Below are 18,044 nucleotides of genomic sequence, written 5' to 3' on the forward strand. Positions count from 1 at the left end.
GCCTCGTCGCCAAAGCCGGGCTGGTCGAGCTGACTGACGATGATCGCGCCGTGATCTTCGGACTACTCGATGAGGCGGCGGCGAAGCTGCGCAGCGCCGAACGGGATCAGTTGCTGATACTGTGGCGACGGCGTGGTCGACGCGCGTTCGATGCAGTCGATTAGCCGCGCCCGGCTACTCGGCGTTCGAGCAAAGATCGGCCCATTCCGCACTGACAAGTTCGACCAAGCCGATCAGGCGTGAGCCGCACCGACGCGGTGCGGCTGCCAGCGGCGGGATAGACCTCGTCGAACCGCTGTAGCGACAAGTCGCAATAGATCGGAAGCGGGCTCGCCAAACCGAACGGACATACGCCGCCGACCGGGTGACCGGTCAGTTGCTCGACCTCTTCAACGCCGAGCATGCGCGGCCGGCCGCCGAGCGTGTCCTTGACTTTGCGGTTGTCGAGCCGCGCGTCACCCGCTGTGACGATCAGCAACACACGCTCGCCGACGCGCAGCGACAGCGTCTTGGCGATCTGCCCAGGCGCGACGCCGAGCGTGGCGGCGGCTTCGAGCACGGTCGCCGTGCTCGAAGCCTGCTCGATAACGGCGATGTCGGGTGCTCGCGCGTCGAGAAACGCGCGGACCGAGTCCAGCCCCATCAGCCGTTGAGCTTATCCTTGACCGCCTTGGCGGGCGTGAATGCGAGCTTCTTCGACGCGGCGATCTGGATCGCTTCGCCGGTCGAGGGATTGCGGCCCTGGCGCGCCGGCGTGTCCTTCACCTTGAACTTGCCGAACCCGTTGAGCGCAACCTCGTCCCCCTTGGCGGCGGCATCGGCGATCGCGGCGAAGACGCCGTCGACATATTTGCGGGCATCGGCCTTGGTGATGCCGTGGGCGGTGGCGAGATGCTCGGCGAGATCGGTGTTGTTCATAAAACCTCCTTTGTTGGTGGTGCGGCTTAGGAAGAATCGGCCCAGGTCGGCAACAGCGGGCGGGCTTACGTGCCAGCGGCATTCCTGAGCGCGTCGATGCGTTCGGCACATACTTCCTGCACCGCGCGACCGAGCTCCTCGACACGCTCGCCGAGCCACGCCAGCTCTTCCTCGGTGATGCGATAGTGTTTGGAGTAGCGCGCCTTCACATAGGCGTCCTTGAGCTTCTCGAACCGCGCCCGATCTTGGCGTGTCGTGCGCGGCCAGACGTGCACCAGCCGCGCGTCGAGCTTGTCGGCCTGGGTGCGCAGGAAGCCGATGTTGTGAACGTGCGGCGTGTAGAAGGTGCTGACGAGCAGGACGCAGTGATAGAGCCGTTCGACAGCTTGGTGCAGATCGAAAGCGGCGTCTTTCAGGTGGCCCCGCGAGAGATAGAAGCGCGCGCCCTCATAGCGCTTCATCGCCGCGGGAAACCATTCCTCGAAATACTCCCGCGCCATCTCCAGCGCCTGCTCGGGCGTCTTCGGCCGCGGGCTATGCAGCGGCTTGTCGTCGGCTTGGTAGAGCGCGACGCCATCGCGCGCGATGTCCATGAAGAAGAACCGGCCATGCGCGAGCGCGTCATTCACTTCCTGCAATGTGTGGACGATGAAGTTGACCGGCGTGCGCAGTGTCTTGGTGATCGTCATCTCGCGCATCAGCCGCTCGTCTGCGCGGTACCAATAGGTCGCTCGATCGGTGAGCTCATCCTGGTTGACGATGATCAGCAGGTCGTAGTCGGACTGATAGCCCTTTTCGGTATGCGGCTCGTCGACCCAGCCGCCGCGCGCATAGCTGCCGAACAGAATGATCTTGAGAATGCGACCGGCCTTGCGCTTGCCGGTCGCCAGCTTGGTCGCGTCTTCGAATTCTTCGAACAGGAGTTCGACGACGCGCTCGAGCTCGCGCTGTTTTGCGGGCGGCAGATGATCGAGATCGGTGCGCATTGGCAATGATCCTAACGGCATGATAGCGCAGCGAACAGCCTCGCCGGCAGCGCCGGCGAGGCGGTTACAGTCATTTTGACCCTTTCGACGTGATCAAGCGAAACAGCCGGTACCGCCACGGCGTCGCTGGCTTGTCGATCGCGTCGGCGAGTCGCCAGCGCGGCAGCGAAGTCGCGCTCGATCTCGTCCACCCCGACGCCAAGCCGTTCGGCGAGCACGTCGTAGGTCAGCCCATCGCGGGCAAGCGCAACGTAGATCACGCGCTGATGCTCGGGCAGCTGCGCCAGCGCCGTGACCAGCCGGCGGCGAACGCGGGCATTACCCGCCCACCCGCTCACGCTCCCGCCTCCGGTGCGAACGCGAGCAGGTAATCCGCCGCCTTGCTGGCCGCGCTCGCTGCGCGGAAAATCGCGCGCTCGTCGTCGCGCAGCACCTTCAGCCAGCTGGCGATGTAATCGGCATGCCGCACGGTCGGCCGGATCGCCAGCGACGCGCAAGCGAACGCGCTCGCCATCTCCGCCACAAGCTCCTCACGCGCATAATCGGCGCTGCCGAACCGTCCGCGTTGGTCACGGTCGAGCCGGGTTGCATGTCCGGTCCAATGGCCAAGCTCGTGAAGCGCGGTGCGATACCAGTTGATCGGCTCGCCGAACGCTGCTTGCGGCGGCACCGCGACATAGTCGCCACCCGGCGAATAATAGGCCTCGCCGCCGCCGATCCTAAAATCTGCGCCGCTCGCTTCGATCAGCGTCTGCACGTCCGGCAGGATATCAGCCTCGGCCGGAAGCTCGGGCAGCTCGGGCAGCTCGGTCAACCGCTCGGGCAGACCCTCGCACTGCGCAACATTGAACACGGTGAACCGCTTCAAGAACGCCAGCTGCCGCGCCTCGCGATCCTCGTCGCGCGCGCGTTCAACCTCGTCCTTGGGCGTAAAGCGATCCGCATAGCAGACCGTCGTCCCCCGCTCCCCCTTGCGGACGTTGCCGCCCGCCGCCTGCGCCTGTCGGTAGGTCAGCCAGCGCTGCGAGCGAAATCCGCCACTGATCACGCCCGCCCACAGGATCAGGACATTGATCCCCGAATAGCGCCGCCCGGTCACCGCATTGGCCGGCATCGCGCACGGACATGCCGCCGCGTCCCAAGGCTGCACCCAAGGCAACCGCCCTTCTTCCAGCTCGGCGATCACCCGCGCGGTCACTTCGGCATAGAGGCTCTGCCGCTCGCTCTTTTCCATCTTCCTTACTCCCAACCACCGCAACCGGCGCCGGAATGGCGGGGTGGGCGGCAGGAGCGGACCGGCAGGCCCGCACGAGCGGCGGGCAGCACCCAAAGGGCCGTAACGAAGAGGAGGACCCGCGTAGCGGGTTGCGGCACGCCGCGGCGGGCCTAACGGGTAGCGACGCCCACCTCGCCAGATCGACGCGCGGTCAGCGCCAGACGCCACCCGCCGACGCGGGTGTCCGCATGCCGGGGCGCAGCACCGGCCACAGCGTCATGCGATCCTCATCCGAATGGACCGGGACGCGTCAGCGGCCCGGCGGCGCGGATGCGACGTAGAGCGCGGTCACGCCAACGGCGGGAGACGCCAGATTCGTTCTGATCCTGGAAGCCAAGGGTGCGCCTGTAATGCACATCGATACTCGTCTGGTGCCACTCAGACTCCGCCCTCTTGCGCTCGAAGCAAGCGAGCCAATTCTGCCTGTCGGACCTCACCACAGACCAGATTGGATCATGCCATGACCGATACCCCCGACCGCATCCTCCGGCTGAACACGGTGCTCGATCGCACCGGGCTGAGCCGCTCGACGCTGTACCGCAAGATCGAGGCGGGGACGTTCCCTCGACAGGTACGGATCGCGGAGCGCTGCGCGGGCTGGCGAGAGTCCGCCATCCTCGAGTGGTTGAAGAACCCGATGTTTTACCAAAGCGAGGATTGCTGACGCATCCGTCACGTTCTCGCCCCGCCTTGGCGCGAGAACGGCTATCGCACTCCCGAGAGGATCAGCCCTCTGGCCAATCCTCAAGGAAATGGATGAGGCGTTCGTACAGCTGGTGTAAGGGGCTCAACGCCCAAGATAGCGGAGCGTGTTCTCGTATTTGGCGTTGATCTGGTCGCGCAGCTTCTTGCGGGCCACATCAGGCCGCGGCTTTGCCTTCAGATCACGCTCGGTCAAAGGAACGTCATACACGGTTGCCATGGTCGTCCCCTTTCGCTCGAGTGCCTAACTTGAAAATGGGATGTATCGACTGAGCCGTCAGTAGACGGTTGAAGCGCGTTCTTCCCGTCACACGCGTCCCTATGAACCCATCCTGCGACGCTGTCACGACATCGGCTCAGCTATGACTTCTCGCCTGCCCCGGCACCGCCTTCGCCTCCGCAAAACAATCCCCAATCCTGCATGAGCAGCCGCCGCTTATCGAGATAGTCGGTGCGCCGGTAGGCCGCCTCGACCTTATTAGCGACGGTGTGCGCCAGCGCGGCTTCGGCAACCTCTCCTGGATAGTTGGTGCGTTCGGCAACCCAGTCGCGAAACGCGGACCGAAAGCCATGAACCGTGACGCCCAGATCCATGTCGCGAAGGATTTTGAGCAGGGTCATATCGGACATCGGCCGTTTCACGTTCTGTCCGGGAAAGACGAGATCACTCGCACCCACACGAAACTGCTCCGCACGCGACAGCGCGTCGATTGCTGCCGTCGACAAAGGAACGGCATGCGTGCGCCCCATCTTCATTCGCTCGGCCGGAACAGTCCAGAGCTGCTTGTCGAGATCAAACTCGGACCAGGTCGCCCCGCGAACCTCACCCGACCGGGCTGCCGTCAGAATCAAGACCTCAAGTGCTATCCGACCGACCGACACGCGGGTGCGAAGTTCGGCGACAAAGCCTGGAACGTCGACATAGGCCATAGCCGCGAAGTGACCGTCTTTCTTCGGCTGCCGCGGCAACCCCTTCGATATCGACCGCATCGGTGCCTCGGTGGCACGAAACCCCTTGGCACATGACCAATCCAGAACGGCGGCAATGCGCTGCCGGACCCGCCGCGCGGTTTCGGGTTTGCTCAACCACATGGGCGCGAGCACGTCGCGGATGGCGGGCCCCTCGATCTCGTCGACGGGCAGATCGCCAAGCGATGGAAAAGCGTACGTTTCAAGCGTGGTCAGCCACTGCTGCTGATGTTTGCCGTTCTTCCAGCCTTCTTTGTGTTCTTCGTGAACCGACTTCGCGGCCTCGCGGAACGAAGGGATGACGAGCCGCTCTTGCTTGCGTTCGGCAACCGGGTCGATGCCTTGGGCAATCTTCTTTCTGATGATGGACGCCGCTTCGCGAGCGTCGGCAAGCGATACAGATTTTAGTGATCCCAAACCGATGTCGCGGCGGCGCCCACCGGATTGCACTCGCAGAAACCAACGCCCCGACGCTTTGCCATTCATTTCCAGAAAAAGTCCGTCGCCGTCAGAATGACGCCCGGCTTCGCTCAAAGCTCGGATCTTTGTTGCCGTAAGCTTTCCCACCGTCGCTCTCCAATTTTACCCCACACTTTACCCCACACTTTTGTGGGGATGGTGTCGGATGTCTTGAAATCGAGCGGGATCAAAAAACCACCGATTTCTCTTGGTTTTTAGCGGTTTTTTGCGGATTTGGGGAGGCCTAAAAAGGACCAAAATGGCGGAGCGGGAGGGATTCGAACCCTCGATACGGTTTTGCCGTATACTCACTTTCCAGGCGAGCGCCTTCGACCACTCGGCCACCGCTCCGCATGCTCTGGAACGGCGGCGACTAGCGGTTGCGATCGCGATCGGCAAGCCGTGACGATTGCGTGTCGCGCGATCGGGTGCCAAGCTCTCGATCATGCCGATCCTTTCGCTCGCCTTTCTCATGCTAGCCGCCGACCGGGCGACAGCTGTCGCGGCGCCATCCGACCCCGTCGCCGCCGATTGGAAGGCGATTCCCGACGACCGGTTGTTGGTCATGACACTCGCCGGCGGCAGGCAAGTAATCATTCGGCTCGCACCAGGCTACGCGCCGGAGCACGTTGCGAACGTGGGCCGGTTGGCGCTCGCTCATTGGTGGGATGGGACCAGCATTTATCGGGTACAGGACAATTGGGTGGTGCAATGGGGCGACGTCACCGAGAAGAAGCCGCTGCCGCGGGATGTCGCCGCGCGGCCCGCTGCGGAATATGAAATCGCGACGTTCGATCCGGCGGTGAGGATGGCGAAATCCGATGCCTATTCCACTGTCTCGGGCATCACTGCAGATGGCTGGCCGGTCGCGACCGACGGGGCGCATGCCTGGCTTGCGCATTGTTACGGCACCGTGGGCGTCGCGCGTGATGCCTCGCCCGACACGGGGACCGGCAGCGAGTTGTTCGTGCCGCTGGGCGGGTCGGCGCGGCGGCTCGATCGCAATTACACGATCGTCGGCCGCGTGATCGATGGCATGGATTATCTTGCGGCGCTGCCGCGTAGCCGCGCCGAGATGGGCATGTATGCCGATGCCGGCGAGGCGACGCCAATCGTCTCTGTACGATTGGCGAGCGACATGCCGGCTGCCGAGCGGCCGCATTATCAATATCGCGCGGCCGATAATCCGCGCTTTGCGGCGATGGTTGCGGCAAAGGAAAATCCGAAGCCGCCGACCGTATCGTTGGGCGGCCTCGACGTATGCGACGTGCCGCTTGCAACACGGCAGGCGCCTTGATCCATCCCGGCGACGGAACCCGGTAGGAATGACGGCTGTTCTCGGATCGGCCGGCGACGGGCGCGGCAAGGCAGGCGGGAGATAGACATGGCGCGGATTGCCGAGATCAGCAGCACCGGCGGGCCGGAAGTAATCGAATGGGTTACGCGCGACCTGCCCGAGCCTGGCGAGGGAGAGGTCCGCATCCGATCGACTGCGGTCGGGCTTAATTTCATCGATATCTATCATCGGCGCGGCAGCTACAAGATCGCGTTGCCGAGCGGGCTCGGCTCGGAGAGCGTCGGCGTGGTCGAAGCCTTGGGGCCGGAGGTGAGCGGATTGGACGTCGGCGATCGAGTCGGCACGTTCGGGCCTGAACTCGGCGCCTATGCGACGCACCGCAACCTCAAGGCTGATCGCCTGGTAAAATTGCCCGGCGATGTCGACGACGAGACGGCTGCGGCGCTGTTGTTGAAGGGTGCGACGACCGAATTCCTGGTCGAGCGGTGCGCGCGTGTGGAGGCGGGGCAGACGGTGCTCGTCCACGCCGCTGCCGGCGGCGTCGGACATCTGCTGGTCGGCTGGCTCAAGGCGATCGGCGCGACGGTGATCGGCACCGTCGGCAGTGCGACCAAGGCGGAGCGGGCCATGGCGGCAGGCGCCGATCATGTCATCCGCCATCGTGAGGAAGATGTTGTTGCGCGCGTGCGGGAGATTACCGGCGGGGCCGGCGTGCCGGTGATCTTCGATGGCGTTGGCAAAGCGACGTGGCAACAATCGCTCGACAGCGCGGCACGACGCGGGCTGATCGTCAGCTTCGGCAGCGCCAGCGGGCCGGTCGACGGCGTCGCGCTCGCCACGCTGGCGAGCAAGGGGTCGTTGTTCGTCACGCGCCCGACGCTGTTCGATTACGCGGTGACGCGCGCGGAGCGCCAGGCATCGCTCGATCGGGTGTTCGCGATGCTCGCCGAGGGAGCCATCAAGCCGGATATCGGCCAGACCTTCGCGCTCGACGACGTCGCCGAGGCGCATCGCCGCCTCGAAGCGGGCGAGACCGAAGGCGCGACGGTCCTGCTGCCATAGGCGCGCAATTGCTGGAGCGGTTGGCCAAGCCGATTGTTCGCGCCGCATGACCGCCGCCGCTTGCGCCACTATTGCGATCTGTCTCGCTGCGACGGCGGCAATGCTGGCGCGGCCTTGGCGGCTGCCCGAGGCGTTGTGGGCGGGGGCGGGCGCCGTCGCGCTGGTCGCTGCGGGACTGATGCCGCTGGGTGCGGCGGCGAAAGCCATCGCGCGCGGCGCCGACGTCTATTTGTTCCTCGCCGGCATGATGCTGCTTTCCGAGATGGCCCGACGCGAGGGATTATTCGACTGGCTTGCCGACCATGCCGTGCGTTGGGCGCGGGGATCGCGTCATCGGCTGTTCGTACTGGTCTATGCGATCGGCGTCGGCGTGACGACGTTCATGTCCAACGACGCGACCGCGGTGGTACTGACGCCCGCCGTATTCGCTGCCGCGCGCAGGGCAGAGGCCGATCCGTTGCCGGCGCTGTTCGCCTGCGCGATGGTCGCGAACGCGGCGAGCTTCGTGCTGCCGATCTCGAACCCCGCCAATCTGGTGCTCTATGGCGGGGCGATGCCGCCGCTCGGGCGTTGGCTGGCGGCGTTCGCATTGCCCTCGCTGCTGGCGGTGATCGTCACGTTCGTGATGCTGCGGCTGGTGATGCGCCGCCACCTGACAGGTTCATGCCGCCTAGAAACGGTTGACGCGCCGCTCGGCGCCGGGGCCGGGATCGCACTCGCCGGTATCGTCGTGACCGCGCTGCTGTTGTTGGCGATGTCTGCGCTCGGTCGCCCGCTCGGCCTGCCTACCGCGATCGCTGGCGCTGTCACCGCCGGCGTGCTGCTGGTGCGTGACCGCGCGGGTGGGTGGACGGCGATCCGCAGCGTTTCGTGGGGCGTGCTGCCGCTCGTCGCCGCGCTGTTCGTGCAGGTAGAGGCGCTCGATCGGCTCGGGTTGATTGGTGTATTGGCGACTTTGCTGCATCCAAGCACCTCTGCGGCGGCGGCGTTGGGGGGCGGGCTCGCGCTGATCTCCAACCTCGTCAACAATCTGCCCGCCGGGCTGATTGCGTTGGGCGCGCTTGCGCAGGCGCAGCCGGGGCGGTTGGTCACCGATGTGGCGCTGATCGGTGTCGATCTGGGCCCCAACCTGTCGATCACCGGCAGCCTGGCGACAATTCTGTGGCTGACCGCGATCCGCCGTGAGGGCGAGGATGTGACCTTCTGGCGCTTCCTCAAGGTCGGCGCGGCGGTGATGCCGCCGGCGCTGATCTTCGCGCTCGGTGCGCGGCTGGCGATCGGTTAGTTGCCCATCACCAGATCGCCGAACGAACCGAGCACCGATCCTTCGCCCTTGTTGCCGCCATGGCCGCCGGCCGCCTGCAACATCCGGCCGGCGAGGCGGGCGAAGGGGAGGGACTGAATCCAGATCTTGCCGGGGCCGCGCAGGCGCGCGAAGAACGCGCCTTCGCCGCCGAACACCATGCTTTTCACCCCGCCGGCGCGGACGAGATCGAAATCGACCGATGGCGTGAACGCGGCGATGCAGCCGGTATCGACATGGATTTCCTCACCGGCCGCAAGCTCGCCCTCGACGATCGCGCCGCCCATCTGGGCGAACACCCAGCCGTCGCCGTCGAGGCGCTGCATGATGAAACCTTCGCCGCCGAACAGCCCGGTCATGATGCGCTGCTGGAAATAGATGCCGAGCTGGACACCACGGGCGGCACACAAAAAGGCATCCTTCTGGCAGATCAGCGTGCCGCCGATTTCCGAGAGCTTGACCGGCACGATCGCGCCGGGGACGGGGTTGGCGAAGGCGACCCGCGCCTTGCCCGCGGCGCCGCGATGGGTGAAGACGGTGGTGAACAGGCTCTCGCCGGTGACGAGGCGCTTGCCGGCGCCGACCAGCTTGTCCATGAAACCGCCGCCCTGCGATCCCGCGCGGCCGTCTCCGAACACCGTGGTCATGTCGACATCGGCATGCTTCCAGACCATCGCGCCGGCCTCGGCCACCGCGCTTTCGCCGGGATCGAGCTCGATCTCGACGAACTGCAGCTCCTGGCCCTTGATCTCGAAATCCACATCGTCGGCGATGCTGTCGCGGCGTTGATGCGACCAGGGGCTGGGCGGGATCATCGAGCGGTCTCCATTGCTGTGTTATCGAGATATATCACAGGTTGACGCGACAGTTCCAGACCGAAGACGCGAAGGGCGCCCGGTTTTGCCGGACGCCCCTCCTGAATGTCTCCGTCGCGGCGAAGCCAGTTGCAGGCCGGCCATGCCCCCGGCATGGCCTGCGGAATGCGGGGCATTCCGCACCTGTAACTCGTCGGTCCTCGCTGCGCGAGGCCGGCCGACAGCGCGTATGCGCTTCGCGCAACGGCGCGGTCGTGGCCGCGCCTTACGCGCTGTAGTACATGTCGTATTCGACCGGGCTCGGCGTGGTCTCGAAGCGGATCACATCGGCCCATTTGAGATCGGCATAAGCGTCGATCTGGTCCTTGGTGAAGACATCGCCCTTGAGCAGGAACTCGTAATCCTCCTGCAGCGCGACCAGGGCTTCACGCAGCGAGCCGCAGACGGTCGGCACGTTGACCAGCTCGGACGGCGGCAGATCGTACAGATTCTTGTCCATCGCGTCGCCGGGATGGATCTTGTTCTGGATGCCGTCGAGCCCCGCCATCAGCAGCGCGGCATAGCAGAGATACGGATTGGCCATCGCGTCCGGGAAACGGAACTCGACGCGCTTCGCCTTGGCGCCCGTGCCGTACGGAATGCGGCACGAGGCCGAGCGGTTGCGGCTCGAATAAGCGAGCAGCACCGGCGCCTCGAAGCCCGGCACCAGCCGTTTGTAGCTGTTGGTCGTCGGGTTGGTGAAGGCGTTCAAGGCGCGGGCGTGCTTGATGACGCCGCCTATGAAATAGAGGCAGGTGTCGCTCAGGCCCGCATAGCCGTTGCCGGCGAACAGCGGCTCCTTGCCGTTCCAGATCGAGATGTGCGTGTGCATGCCCGAGCCGTTATCGTCCTTGATCGGCTTGGGCATGAAGGTCGCCGTCTTGCCATAGGCATGCGCGACCTGGTGCACGACATATTTGTAGATCTGCATGCGGTCGGCGGTCTGCGTCAGCGTGCCGAAGGTGAGGCCGAGCTCGTGCTGCGCGGCGGCCACCTCATGGTGGTGCTTGTCGCACGGCAGGCCCATTTCCATCATCGTGGTGACCATCTCGCCACGGATGTCGACCGCGGAATCGACCGGCGCGACGGGGAAATAGCCACCCTTGGCGCGCGGACGGTGGCCGAGATTGCCGCCTTCATATTCCTTGCCCGAATTGGTCGGCAGCTCGATGTCGTCGATCTCGAAATAGCTGGTGTTGTAGCCCGTTTCGAACTGGACGTTGTCGAACATGAAGAATTCGGCCTCGGGGCCGACATAGGCGGTGTCGCCGATTCCGGTGGTCTTGAGGAACGCCTCGGCGCGCTTGGCGGTGGTGCGCGGATCGCGCGAATAGCCCTCGCCGGTGGCCGGCTCGACGACGTCGCAGAACACGATCAGCATCGGCGTGGCCGAGAAGGGATCGGTGTAGACCGCGTCGAGATCGGGCATCAGGATCATGTCCGATTCATTGATCGCCTTCCAGCCTTCGATCGACGAACCGTCGAACATCAGGCCATCGGTCAGCGCGTCTTCGTCGATCACGCTCGAAACCATGGTCAAATGCTGCCACTTGCCCTTGGGATCGGTGAAACGAAGATCGACCCACTCGATCTCCTCGTCCTTGATCTTCTTGATGATGTCTTCGGCCTTGTTCGCCATGATGATCGTCACTTTCCTCTTGGACTGGCCCGGTGGAAGCCGGGGTTCTCGTTGAACGGGCAGGGCGGATGAAACGGCGTCAGATCGCCTCGTCGTCGCGTTCGCCGGTGCGGATGCGCAGCGCGGTTTCGACCGGAATGACGAAGATCTTGCCATCGCCGATCCGGCCGGTCTGCGCGGCGGCGGCGATCGCCTCGACAGTGCGCTCGGCGAGGCCGTCCTCGACCACCACTTCGAGCTTTACCTTGGGCAGGAAGTCGACGACATATTCGGCGCCGCGATAGAGCTCGGTATGGCCCTTCTGGCGGCCGAAGCCCTTCGCCTCGGTGACGGTGATCCCCGACACGCCGACCTCGTGCAGCGCTTCCTTCACTTCATCGAGCTTGAACGGCTTGATGATTGCTTCGATCTTTTTCATCTAATTCCCATTCCCCGCAGCGAGTGACCTTTCAAGGAGCGTGCCAGCCCGAAGCCCGCAGAAATGCGTGGCGAAAGGATGGAGCCCATGCCGAAAATCAGGGCATCGCCTGCTTCGTGCCCAAAATTTCGGCACGGCGAGGCAGCAGCGAAGTTGACGAAATTGACTCGATCCAGCGGGTCCGTCCAAGTGTCGAAAATAGCCCCTAGCCGATTGAGAAATCGGCAAAATGGTTGGTCGGCGCGGAACGCGACGGTCAACCGGGCGGTTGAGGATCGCGTCGGGCGCGCCGAACGCTCCGGGCAAGGCGCTCGATCGATCGGCAAGGCTTCCCCATCGCACATCGGCAACCGTGTAGGAAAGTGAAAAAGGGTGATCCAAATCATCGCGCGCGACGTTGACGGCATGATGGCGCATTCGATTCCCGACGACTGGCTGAAGCCCGCCGACCTCAAGGCCGCGACGGCCGCGCAGCGCGCGATCGCCGACGCGGTGGAGCATGAGGACCGGATCGGGCCGGTGGCAACGGTTGCCGGGGTCGATACCTCGATGAAGTGGCGCGACACGCGCGGGCCGATCCACGCCGCGGTGGCGCCGGTGGCGTGGCCGGGCGGCGCGGCGCTGCCGCCTGCCAGCCTGACGATGGTGCCGCCGATCCCCTATGTTCCGGGCTATCTGGGCTTTCGCGAGGTGCCGGCGCTCGTCACCCTGCTCGATGCGATGCCGCGGCGGCCCGATCTGTTGCTGGTCGACGGCCATGGCATCGCGCATCCGCGGCGATGCGGGATCGCCGCGCATCTCGGCGTGGTGGCGGACATTCCGGCGATCGGTTGCGCCAAGAGCCTGCTGTGCGGGCGGATCGAAGGCGAGCTCGGCCCGGCGCCCGGCGACATCGCGCCGCTGGTCGATCGTGGCGAGCAGGTCGGCGTCGCGCTGAGGATGCGCGCGCGGGCCAATCCGATCTACGTCAGCACCGGCCATCGCGTGTCGCTGGCGAGCGCGATCGAGTGGGTGATGAAGCTCAACGATGGCCGCCGGTTGCCGCTGCCGGTCCGCCTCGCGCACGACGCCGCGAACGCGGCGCGGCGAGCGGCGGAGGATAATATCGAGCGGCGGCCGTAAGCGATCAGGCGCTTGCGTCTGCCGCCGTCTCGCCAATGCGTTCGATGATGCGGGCGTGGAGTGACTTGCGGGCGAGGGCCGTCTCGAGCCGGGCGAGGGCCAGGGTGACGTTGCCCGCCTCCGCGTCGAGATCGCGGGCGACCGCGTCGAACACCTGCCATAGCGGGCGCAGCCGTCTGATCAGCGCCTCGCCCGCCGGCGACAGGCTGAGGATGCGGCGGCGCGAATCGTCGGGGTCGGGGCGGGCCTCGATAATGCCGGCGCGTTGCAGCGATTGCCGCGTCTCGCTGATCGAGGGATGGCTGATCCCCAGCGCGGCGGCGAGGCTGGTGACGCTCATCGGCCCGTTGAGCGCCAGCTGGTTGATGACGCCAAACCAGCGCTGCTCGAACCGTGCGCCCTCCGTCTCATAGATTTTCGCGGCGTCGGCGTCGATCTGCGCGCTCAGGCGGCGCAGCCGGGCGCCGAGCGCGGCGCCGCCCTGATCCGTGACGTAATCGGTCATCGATTGCCTCTTCGAAAATGCCGTTGACTCATATGTAGGTGCCTACGTAATTATGCGCAAGCAAGATGAAGGAAGGGCTTATGTCAGACGGGCGGGGCGGAGCGGAGATGACGCGGCGCGGCGTCGTCGGCGCGGTGGGGATGGCGCTGGCGTGGCCGGCGATTGGCGCGCGCGCGGCGGCGCTCGATGGTTTCGACGCCTTCGTCCGGGCGAGGATGGCCGAGGCTCTTATCCCGGGGCTCGCGGTGGGGCTGGCGCGTGACGGCGCGGAGACGTTCGCCAGGGGATATGGCTTTGCCGATCTCGCCCGTCGGCGGCCGGTGACGACCGACACGATGTTCCACATCGCGTCGATCACCAAGACGATCACGGCAGCGGCGGTGATGCTGCTGGTCGATCGCAAGCGGATCGCGCTGGACGAGCGGGTCGCGCCGCATCTCGATTTCACGATCGCCGGGGCGGGGGCGGCGTCGATCACCTTCCGGCACCTGCTGATGCACGTTTCGGGCATTTCCGACGAGACCTATTACAGGATCGATTTCCGCACGCGCGGCGGCGATGCGACCATGCCGCTGGGCACCTTGCTCCGCGACTATCTGGCGCGTGGCGGCCGCTATGCCGGGGACGGCAACGTCAAGACCATGCCGGGGACACGATGGGAATACAGTAATATCGGGTTCGCGCTGCTCGGCTATCTGGTCGGGCGGATTGCTGGGAAGGATATGCGAATGCTGACCCGCGAGCGGTTGTTCGCGCCGCTCGGGCTGCGCCACATCGCGTGGACGATCTCGGATACGCCGGCGCGACTGCGCGCCACGCCTTATGATCTCGTCGACGGCGTGGTGAAGGCGATTCAGCCGGTCGGGTTTCCCGATTGGCCGGCGGGCATGGTTCGGGCGTCGATCGGTGACCTGACGACCCTCGTCGCCGCTGCCGCCAATGGCGGCGCCGCCAGGGGCCAGCGGTTGATGAGCGCGGGCAGCGCCGCGGCGATGCTGGCGATGCGGCGGCCGCCGGGGTTGCCCGACTGGCTGACCGGGCAGGGGCTTGCCTGGCAGCAATCGCCGCTCGATGGGGTGCCCCGGATCAACCATTGGGGTGGCGATCCGGGCGTGTTCACCATGGCCTATCTCGATCCCGAACGGTGGAGCGCGGCCGTGCTGCTGTCCAATCTCTCGGCCAGCGCGGAAAGTCGCAAGGCGATGACGGCGATCGCGGCGCGCGCGTTGCGCCTCGCCGGGGGCGATCAGGCGTAGGGCGGCTTGTCGAAGCCCTTGGGGCTGGTGGTGAAGATCTCGCAGCCGTCCTCGGTAATGCCGATCGAATGTTCGAACTGCGCCGAGAGCGAGCGGTCGCGAGTCACCGCGGTCCAGCCGTCGTCGAGGATCTTCACGTCGGCGCGGCCGATGTTGATCATCGGTTCGATGGTGAAGAACATGCCGGGCTTCAATTCGGGGCCGGTGCCGGGGCGGCCGGCATGGACCACCTCAGGCGCGTCGTGGAACAGACGGCCGAGGCCGTGGCCGCAGAAATCGCGGACGACGCCGTAGCGATATTGCTCGGCATGGCGCTGGATCGCATGGCCGATATCACCGAGATGATTGCCGGGCTTGGCGTGCTCGATGCCGATCATCAGGCATTCGTAGGTGACGTCGACCAGGCGGCGCGCTTTCACATTGGCGTTGCCGACGATGTACATCCGGCTCGAATCGCCGTGCCAGCCGTCGAGGATCGGCGTGACGTCGATATTGACGATGTCGCCGTCCTTGAGCGTCCGGTTCGACGGGATGCCGTGGCACACGACATGGTTGATCGAGATGCAGCTCGAATGCGTGTAGCCGCGATAGCCGAGCGTCGCGGGCACGCCGCCGGCGCGGACGATATAATTGCGGATCATCTCGTCGAGCGCCTGCGTCTCGACGCCGGGGACGACGTGCGGCACCACCATGTCGAGCACCTCGGCGGCGAGGCGTCCGGCGCGGCGCATGCCCTCGAACCCCGCCTCGTCGTGGAGCTTGATCGCGCCGGTGCGGGCGAGCGGGGCGTCGTCGGTAACGGTCACGTAATCGGTCATGGGCGCGATATAGCGAGCACGGCCGGGCTTTGCGAGGGGGGAGCGGCGCGGTATGGCAGGTCCATGGCCGACCGCATCTGGACCGCAGCCCTCGTCGTGATCGGCGACGAAATCCTTTCCGGCCGTACGCAGGACAGGAACGTCGCGCAGATCGCGACGTGGCTCAATGTCCAGGGCATCCGGCTGGCCGAGGTGCGCGTCGTCGGCGATCGCACCGAGGCGATCGTCGAAGCGGTCAACGCGCTGAGGGCGCGCAACGATTACCTGTTCACCACCGGCGGGATCGGGCCGACGCATGACGACATCACCGTCGACGCGATCGCCGAGGCGCTGGGCGTGCCGGTGGAATATCACCCGCAGGCGCTGGCGATCCTCGAGCGCCATTATGCGACGCGCGGCGGGCTGACCGAGGCGCGCAAGCGGATGGCGCGCGTGCCGCAGGGCGCCGACCTCATCGAGAATCGCATGTCGGGCGCGCCGGGCATCCGCATCGGCTCGATCTTCGTGATGGCCGGCGTGCCGCACATCACCGCCGGCATGCTCGATGCGCTGACCGGCACGCTGGAAGGCGGCGCGCCGCTGGTCAGCCGGACGATCGGCTGCTGGGTCGCCGAAAGCGAGGTCGCCGACTTGTTGAGTGCGGTCGAGCGCGCGCATGATGGCGTGGCGATCGGCAGCTACCCGTTCTTCCGCGAAGGCAAGGTGGGCGCGAACTTCGTCGTCCGCGCGACCGACGCGGCACTGGTTGATGCGTGCGTGGCCGCGCTCGTCGCCGCGCTGGCCGAGGCCGGCTACGCGGCTATCGACGGCGGGATCTGACGCGCGCTCAGCCGCGCTCGATCAGCGCCCTGGCGTCCTCTTTGAACGACGCGTTGCTGCCTGGCCGCGCATAGAACATGTGGCCACCGGGATAGACTTGAAGCTGGACGCGCTGATCGCTGCCGAAGCGCGGCATCTGCTCGAGGATCAGCTTCGACCCGAAATAGGGGCACGACAGATCATTGTATCCGTGCGCGATCATCACCGCCATGTTGGGATCGGCGGCGATCGCCTGGCGCAGCGCCTGAACCGGCTTGTCGTCGAGCTTGGCATCGTCCCATGCCTCGTTCACCGCGTAGGATAGCGCATTGTAGCGCGCATCGACCTTCCAGCCGACGACGCGGGTATCGAAATCGACCATCGCGCTGGTCAACGGCGCGATCGAAGCCTCCAGGATCGGATCGCCCGACTTGCGCGTCGCCGAACTGGGGAAAGCGTCATAGGACGTGACGTTCGAATCGTAATAGCTGCCGATCTTCTGATCGTCGCGATGGATTTCGCGCAGATAGGTGTCCTCGTCGATCCGGCCGTCCATGCGGCGAACCAGCTTGGGGTCGAGGCCGGTGAGATCGGAGACGTGTTGGGTAAGGCGGTCGATCGCGGCGGGATCGCTGCGGCCGGCGAGCAGATCGGTGACGAACTGGCTCTGCGTATAGGCTTCGACCTGGCTCATCGCCGCGGGGGTCAGCTTGCCCTCGCGTTCGAGGTGACCGGCCGCCATCGAGGGCAGGTCGATCATCCAGGGCAGCGGCGACAAGCCGTTGTCGTGCGCGGTCGAGGGCGGATCGAGATAGGGCGAGACCATGAAGATGCCGTTGACCCCGACGCCGAGCTGGGTCTGCAGCTCATGGGCGATGCGCGGCACGCGATAGCCGCCATAGCTTTCGCCGATGACGAACTTGCGCGCGCGCATCCGCTGGTTCTTGAGCAGCCAGTCATACACCGCGCGCGACAGATATTTGATGTCGGCATCGGCGTTGAAGAAATCCTTCTTGGCCTGCTCCTTGTCCTCAAGGCTGCGGCTGAAGCCGGTTCCGATCGGATCGATGAACACGAGATCGGTCATGTCGAGCCAGCTCGACGGATTGTCGTGCGCGATCGGCGAATCGGAAGGCGCGTTGCCGTCTTCGCCGAAGCTGACCTGCTTCGGCCCGATCGCGCCCATGTTGAGGAACACCGACGAGGCGCCGGGGCCGCCGTTGAACGCGAAGGTGACGGGGCGGCGCGGATCGTTGCCCGGCACGGTGTAGGCGGTGTAGACCACCTCGGCGATCTTCTTGCCGTCATCATTGTAGATCGGCAGCGTGCCGACGGTGGCCGTGTAGCTGATCGTGCGGCCGCCGATCACCGCCGACTGGCGGACCGACTTGTCGGCGGGGAGCGGCGGCAGATCGGGCTTGCCCTTGTCCTTGCCTTCGTGATCGGCCTTTGCCGCGGGCTTGCTGTCATCCGCCTTGTCCTGTGCGCTCAACGCGGGCGCGGTGGCGAGGACGAGCGCCGTCGACGCGGCGAACAACGTGAAAAGGCGCAACGGCAATCCCCCGATCAGGCGTGGATGCGGCGACGGTGGCGCCGGCCGCATATCTGGCTGGGGCAGGGTCTAGCCGCGAACGGCGATCGCTTCAACGGCGGCGAGGCGCC

At 65.6% G+C, this 18,044-nt stretch carries 20 protein-coding genes, 1 tRNA gene and 1 pseudogene; 8 read left to right on the forward strand and 14 right to left on the reverse strand.

Annotation, left to right across the window (positions count from 1 at the left end):
- Nucleotides 1–164: conjugal transfer protein TraD (locus K7G81_RS16745; RefSeq protein ID WP_223032027.1), on the forward strand; the 164-nt coding region annotated here is incomplete at its 5' end.
- A gap of 10 nt (nt 165–174) precedes the next feature.
- Here K7G81_RS16745 and K7G81_RS16750 read toward each other — a convergent pair.
- The 5 genes and pseudogenes from K7G81_RS16750 to K7G81_RS16770 all read right to left on the reverse strand — a co-directional run bounded on the left by K7G81_RS16750 (nt 175) and on the right by K7G81_RS16770 (nt 3,138).
- A pseudogene (locus K7G81_RS16750) lies at nt 175–643 on the reverse strand (YbaK/EbsC family protein).
- Nucleotides 643–918 carry an HU family DNA-binding protein gene (locus tag K7G81_RS16755; RefSeq protein WP_223031980.1) on the reverse strand — a complete coding sequence of 92 codons (276 nt, stop codon included), beginning with the start codon at nt 916–918 and terminating at the stop codon, nt 643–645. The pseudogene K7G81_RS16750 and the gene K7G81_RS16755 overlap by 1 nt, the downstream one beginning before the upstream one ends.
- Nucleotides 919–983: 65 nt before the next feature.
- Nucleotides 984–1,904, reverse strand: a complete 921-nt coding sequence (locus tag K7G81_RS16760; RefSeq protein WP_223031981.1) for a HEPN domain-containing protein — start codon at nt 1,902–1,904, stop codon at nt 984–986.
- A gap of 11 nt (nt 1,905–1,915) precedes the next feature.
- Nucleotides 1,916–2,242 carry a sigma factor-like helix-turn-helix DNA-binding protein gene (locus K7G81_RS16765; RefSeq protein ID WP_223031982.1) on the reverse strand — a complete coding sequence of 109 codons (327 nt, stop codon included), beginning with the start codon at nt 2,240–2,242 and terminating at the stop codon, nt 1,916–1,918.
- Nucleotides 2,239–3,138, reverse strand: coding sequence for an ArdC family protein (locus tag K7G81_RS16770; protein WP_223031983.1), 900 nt, complete (start codon nt 3,136–3,138; stop codon nt 2,239–2,241). Before K7G81_RS16770 ends, K7G81_RS16765 begins: the two co-directional genes overlap by 4 nt.
- A gap of 502 nt (nt 3,139–3,640) precedes the next feature.
- On the opposite strand from K7G81_RS16770, the gene K7G81_RS16775 reads away from it, so the two are divergent.
- On the forward strand, nt 3,641–3,844 hold the full coding sequence (locus K7G81_RS16775) for a helix-turn-helix transcriptional regulator (protein ID WP_223031984.1): 204 nt from the start codon (nt 3,641–3,643) through the stop codon (nt 3,842–3,844).
- Between the two features lie 123 nt (nt 3,845–3,967).
- Here K7G81_RS16775 and K7G81_RS17910 read toward each other — a convergent pair whose 3' ends face one another.
- From K7G81_RS17910 to K7G81_RS16785, 3 genes are all read right to left on the reverse strand, one after another.
- Complete coding sequence (locus tag K7G81_RS17910) at nt 3,968–4,102, reverse strand: hypothetical protein (RefSeq protein WP_255587234.1); 135 nt, start codon at nt 4,100–4,102, stop codon at nt 3,968–3,970.
- 140 nt (nt 4,103–4,242) lie between these two features.
- Nucleotides 4,243–5,418 (reverse strand): tyrosine-type recombinase/integrase, encoded by a 1,176-nt coding sequence (locus tag K7G81_RS16780; protein ID WP_223031985.1) that lies wholly within the window; start codon nt 5,416–5,418, stop codon nt 4,243–4,245.
- A gap of 152 nt (nt 5,419–5,570) precedes the next feature.
- Nucleotides 5,571–5,661, reverse strand: a tRNA-Ser gene (locus tag K7G81_RS16785).
- 94 nt (nt 5,662–5,755) lie between these two features.
- On the opposite strand from K7G81_RS16785, the gene K7G81_RS16790 reads away from it, so the two are divergent.
- From K7G81_RS16790 to K7G81_RS16800, 3 genes are all read left to right on the forward strand, one after another.
- The gene (locus K7G81_RS16790; protein ID WP_223031986.1) at nt 5,756–6,607 is read left to right on the forward strand and encodes a peptidylprolyl isomerase; all 852 of its coding nucleotides are present in this window, start codon (nt 5,756–5,758) and stop codon (nt 6,605–6,607) included.
- 87 nt (nt 6,608–6,694) lie between these two features.
- Entirely contained in the window at nt 6,695–7,669 is a 975-nt protein-coding gene (locus tag K7G81_RS16795) for a quinone oxidoreductase family protein (protein WP_223031987.1), read from the forward strand.
- A gap of 46 nt (nt 7,670–7,715) precedes the next feature.
- Nucleotides 7,716–8,954 carry an arsenic transporter gene (locus K7G81_RS16800; protein ID WP_223031988.1) on the forward strand — a complete coding sequence of 413 codons (1,239 nt, stop codon included), beginning with the start codon at nt 7,716–7,718 and terminating at the stop codon, nt 8,952–8,954.
- Here the strand turns inward: K7G81_RS16800 and K7G81_RS16805 are convergent.
- From K7G81_RS16805 to K7G81_RS16815, 3 genes are all read right to left on the reverse strand, one after another.
- Nucleotides 8,951–9,787, reverse strand: coding sequence for an AIM24 family protein (locus K7G81_RS16805; protein WP_223031989.1), 837 nt, complete (start codon nt 9,785–9,787; stop codon nt 8,951–8,953). The genes K7G81_RS16800 and K7G81_RS16805 overlap by 4 nt on opposite strands.
- Nucleotides 9,788–10,052: 265 nt before the next feature.
- Nucleotides 10,053–11,465 carry a type I glutamate--ammonia ligase gene (glnA, locus tag K7G81_RS16810; RefSeq protein ID WP_223032028.1) on the reverse strand — a complete coding sequence of 471 codons (1,413 nt, stop codon included), beginning with the start codon at nt 11,463–11,465 and terminating at the stop codon, nt 10,053–10,055.
- A 79-nt stretch (nt 11,466–11,544) separates the two neighbouring features.
- A complete protein-coding gene (locus K7G81_RS16815) occupies nt 11,545–11,883 on the reverse strand; it encodes a P-II family nitrogen regulator (protein ID WP_223031990.1) in 339 nt (112 codons plus the stop codon).
- A 372-nt stretch (nt 11,884–12,255) separates the two neighbouring features.
- Between K7G81_RS16815 and K7G81_RS16820 the strand changes: the two genes are divergently transcribed.
- A complete protein-coding gene (locus tag K7G81_RS16820) occupies nt 12,256–13,005 on the forward strand; it encodes an endonuclease V (protein WP_369412138.1) in 750 nt (249 codons plus the stop codon).
- Nucleotides 13,006–13,009: 4 nt separating this feature from the next.
- Here the strand turns inward: K7G81_RS16820 and K7G81_RS16825 are convergent, their stop codons facing one another.
- Nucleotides 13,010–13,510, reverse strand: a complete 501-nt coding sequence (locus K7G81_RS16825) for a MarR family winged helix-turn-helix transcriptional regulator (RefSeq protein ID WP_223031991.1) — start codon at nt 13,508–13,510, stop codon at nt 13,010–13,012.
- Nucleotides 13,511–13,590: 80 nt separating this feature from the next.
- On the opposite strand from K7G81_RS16825, the gene K7G81_RS16830 reads away from it, so the two are divergent.
- The gene (locus K7G81_RS16830; RefSeq protein ID WP_223031992.1) at nt 13,591–14,766 is read left to right on the forward strand and encodes a serine hydrolase domain-containing protein; all 1,176 of its coding nucleotides are present in this window, start codon (nt 13,591–13,593) and stop codon (nt 14,764–14,766) included.
- Here K7G81_RS16830 and map read toward each other — a convergent pair.
- Nucleotides 14,757–15,584, reverse strand: coding sequence for a type I methionyl aminopeptidase (gene map / locus K7G81_RS16835; RefSeq protein ID WP_223031993.1), 828 nt, complete (start codon nt 15,582–15,584; stop codon nt 14,757–14,759). The genes K7G81_RS16830 and map overlap by 10 nt on opposite strands.
- A 63-nt stretch (nt 15,585–15,647) precedes the next feature.
- Here map and K7G81_RS16840 point away from each other — a divergent pair, with 63 nt between their 5' ends.
- Entirely contained in the window at nt 15,648–16,403 is a 756-nt protein-coding gene (locus tag K7G81_RS16840) for a competence/damage-inducible protein A (protein WP_223031994.1), read from the forward strand.
- Between the two features lie 7 nt (nt 16,404–16,410).
- Here the strand turns inward: K7G81_RS16840 and K7G81_RS16845 are convergent, their stop codons facing one another.
- A complete protein-coding gene (locus K7G81_RS16845; protein WP_255587238.1) occupies nt 16,411–17,934 on the reverse strand; it encodes a S10 family peptidase in 1,524 nt (507 codons plus the stop codon).
- Between the last annotated feature and the right edge of the window lie 110 nt (nt 17,935–18,044).

The sequence above is a fragment of the Hephaestia mangrovi genome, assembly GCF_019880555.1.
Taxonomy (GTDB): domain Bacteria; phylum Pseudomonadota; class Alphaproteobacteria; order Sphingomonadales; family Sphingomonadaceae; genus Sphingomonas; species Sphingomonas mangrovi.

Bases quoted from the DNA above. Each gene is read 5' to 3' on its own strand.
- K7G81_RS16755 (WP_223031980.1), bottom strand. From the start codon at position 918: ATGAACAACACCGATCTCGCCGAGCATCTCGCCACCGCCCACGGCATC.
- K7G81_RS16760 (WP_223031981.1), bottom strand. From the start codon at position 1,904: ATGCGCACCGATCTCGATCATCTGCCGCCCGCAAAACAGCGCGAGCTC.
- K7G81_RS16770 (WP_223031983.1), bottom strand. From the start codon at position 3,138: ATGGAAAAGAGCGAGCGGCAGAGCCTCTATGCCGAAGTGACCGCGCGG.
- K7G81_RS16775 (WP_223031984.1), top strand. From the start codon at position 3,641: ATGACCGATACCCCCGACCGCATCCTCCGGCTGAACACGGTGCTCGAT.
- K7G81_RS17910 (WP_255587234.1), bottom strand. From the start codon at position 4,102: ATGGCAACCGTGTATGACGTTCCTTTGACCGAGCGTGATCTGAAGGCA.
- K7G81_RS16790 (WP_223031986.1), top strand. From the start codon at position 5,756: ATGCCGATCCTTTCGCTCGCCTTTCTCATGCTAGCCGCCGACCGGGCG.
- K7G81_RS16795 (WP_223031987.1), top strand. From the start codon at position 6,695: ATGGCGCGGATTGCCGAGATCAGCAGCACCGGCGGGCCGGAAGTAATC.
- K7G81_RS16800 (WP_223031988.1), top strand. From the start codon at position 7,716: ATGACCGCCGCCGCTTGCGCCACTATTGCGATCTGTCTCGCTGCGACG.
- K7G81_RS16805 (WP_223031989.1), bottom strand. From the start codon at position 9,787: ATGATCCCGCCCAGCCCCTGGTCGCATCAACGCCGCGACAGCATCGCC.
- glnA (WP_223032028.1), bottom strand. From the start codon at position 11,465: ATGGCGAACAAGGCCGAAGACATCATCAAGAAGATCAAGGACGAGGAG.
- K7G81_RS16815 (WP_223031990.1), bottom strand. From the start codon at position 11,883: ATGAAAAAGATCGAAGCAATCATCAAGCCGTTCAAGCTCGATGAAGTG.
- K7G81_RS16825 (WP_223031991.1), bottom strand. From the start codon at position 13,510: ATGACCGATTACGTCACGGATCAGGGCGGCGCCGCGCTCGGCGCCCGG.
- K7G81_RS16830 (WP_223031992.1), top strand. From the start codon at position 13,591: ATGTCAGACGGGCGGGGCGGAGCGGAGATGACGCGGCGCGGCGTCGTC.
- map (WP_223031993.1), bottom strand. From the start codon at position 15,584: ATGACCGATTACGTGACCGTTACCGACGACGCCCCGCTCGCCCGCACC.
- K7G81_RS16840 (WP_223031994.1), top strand. From the start codon at position 15,648: ATGGCCGACCGCATCTGGACCGCAGCCCTCGTCGTGATCGGCGACGAA.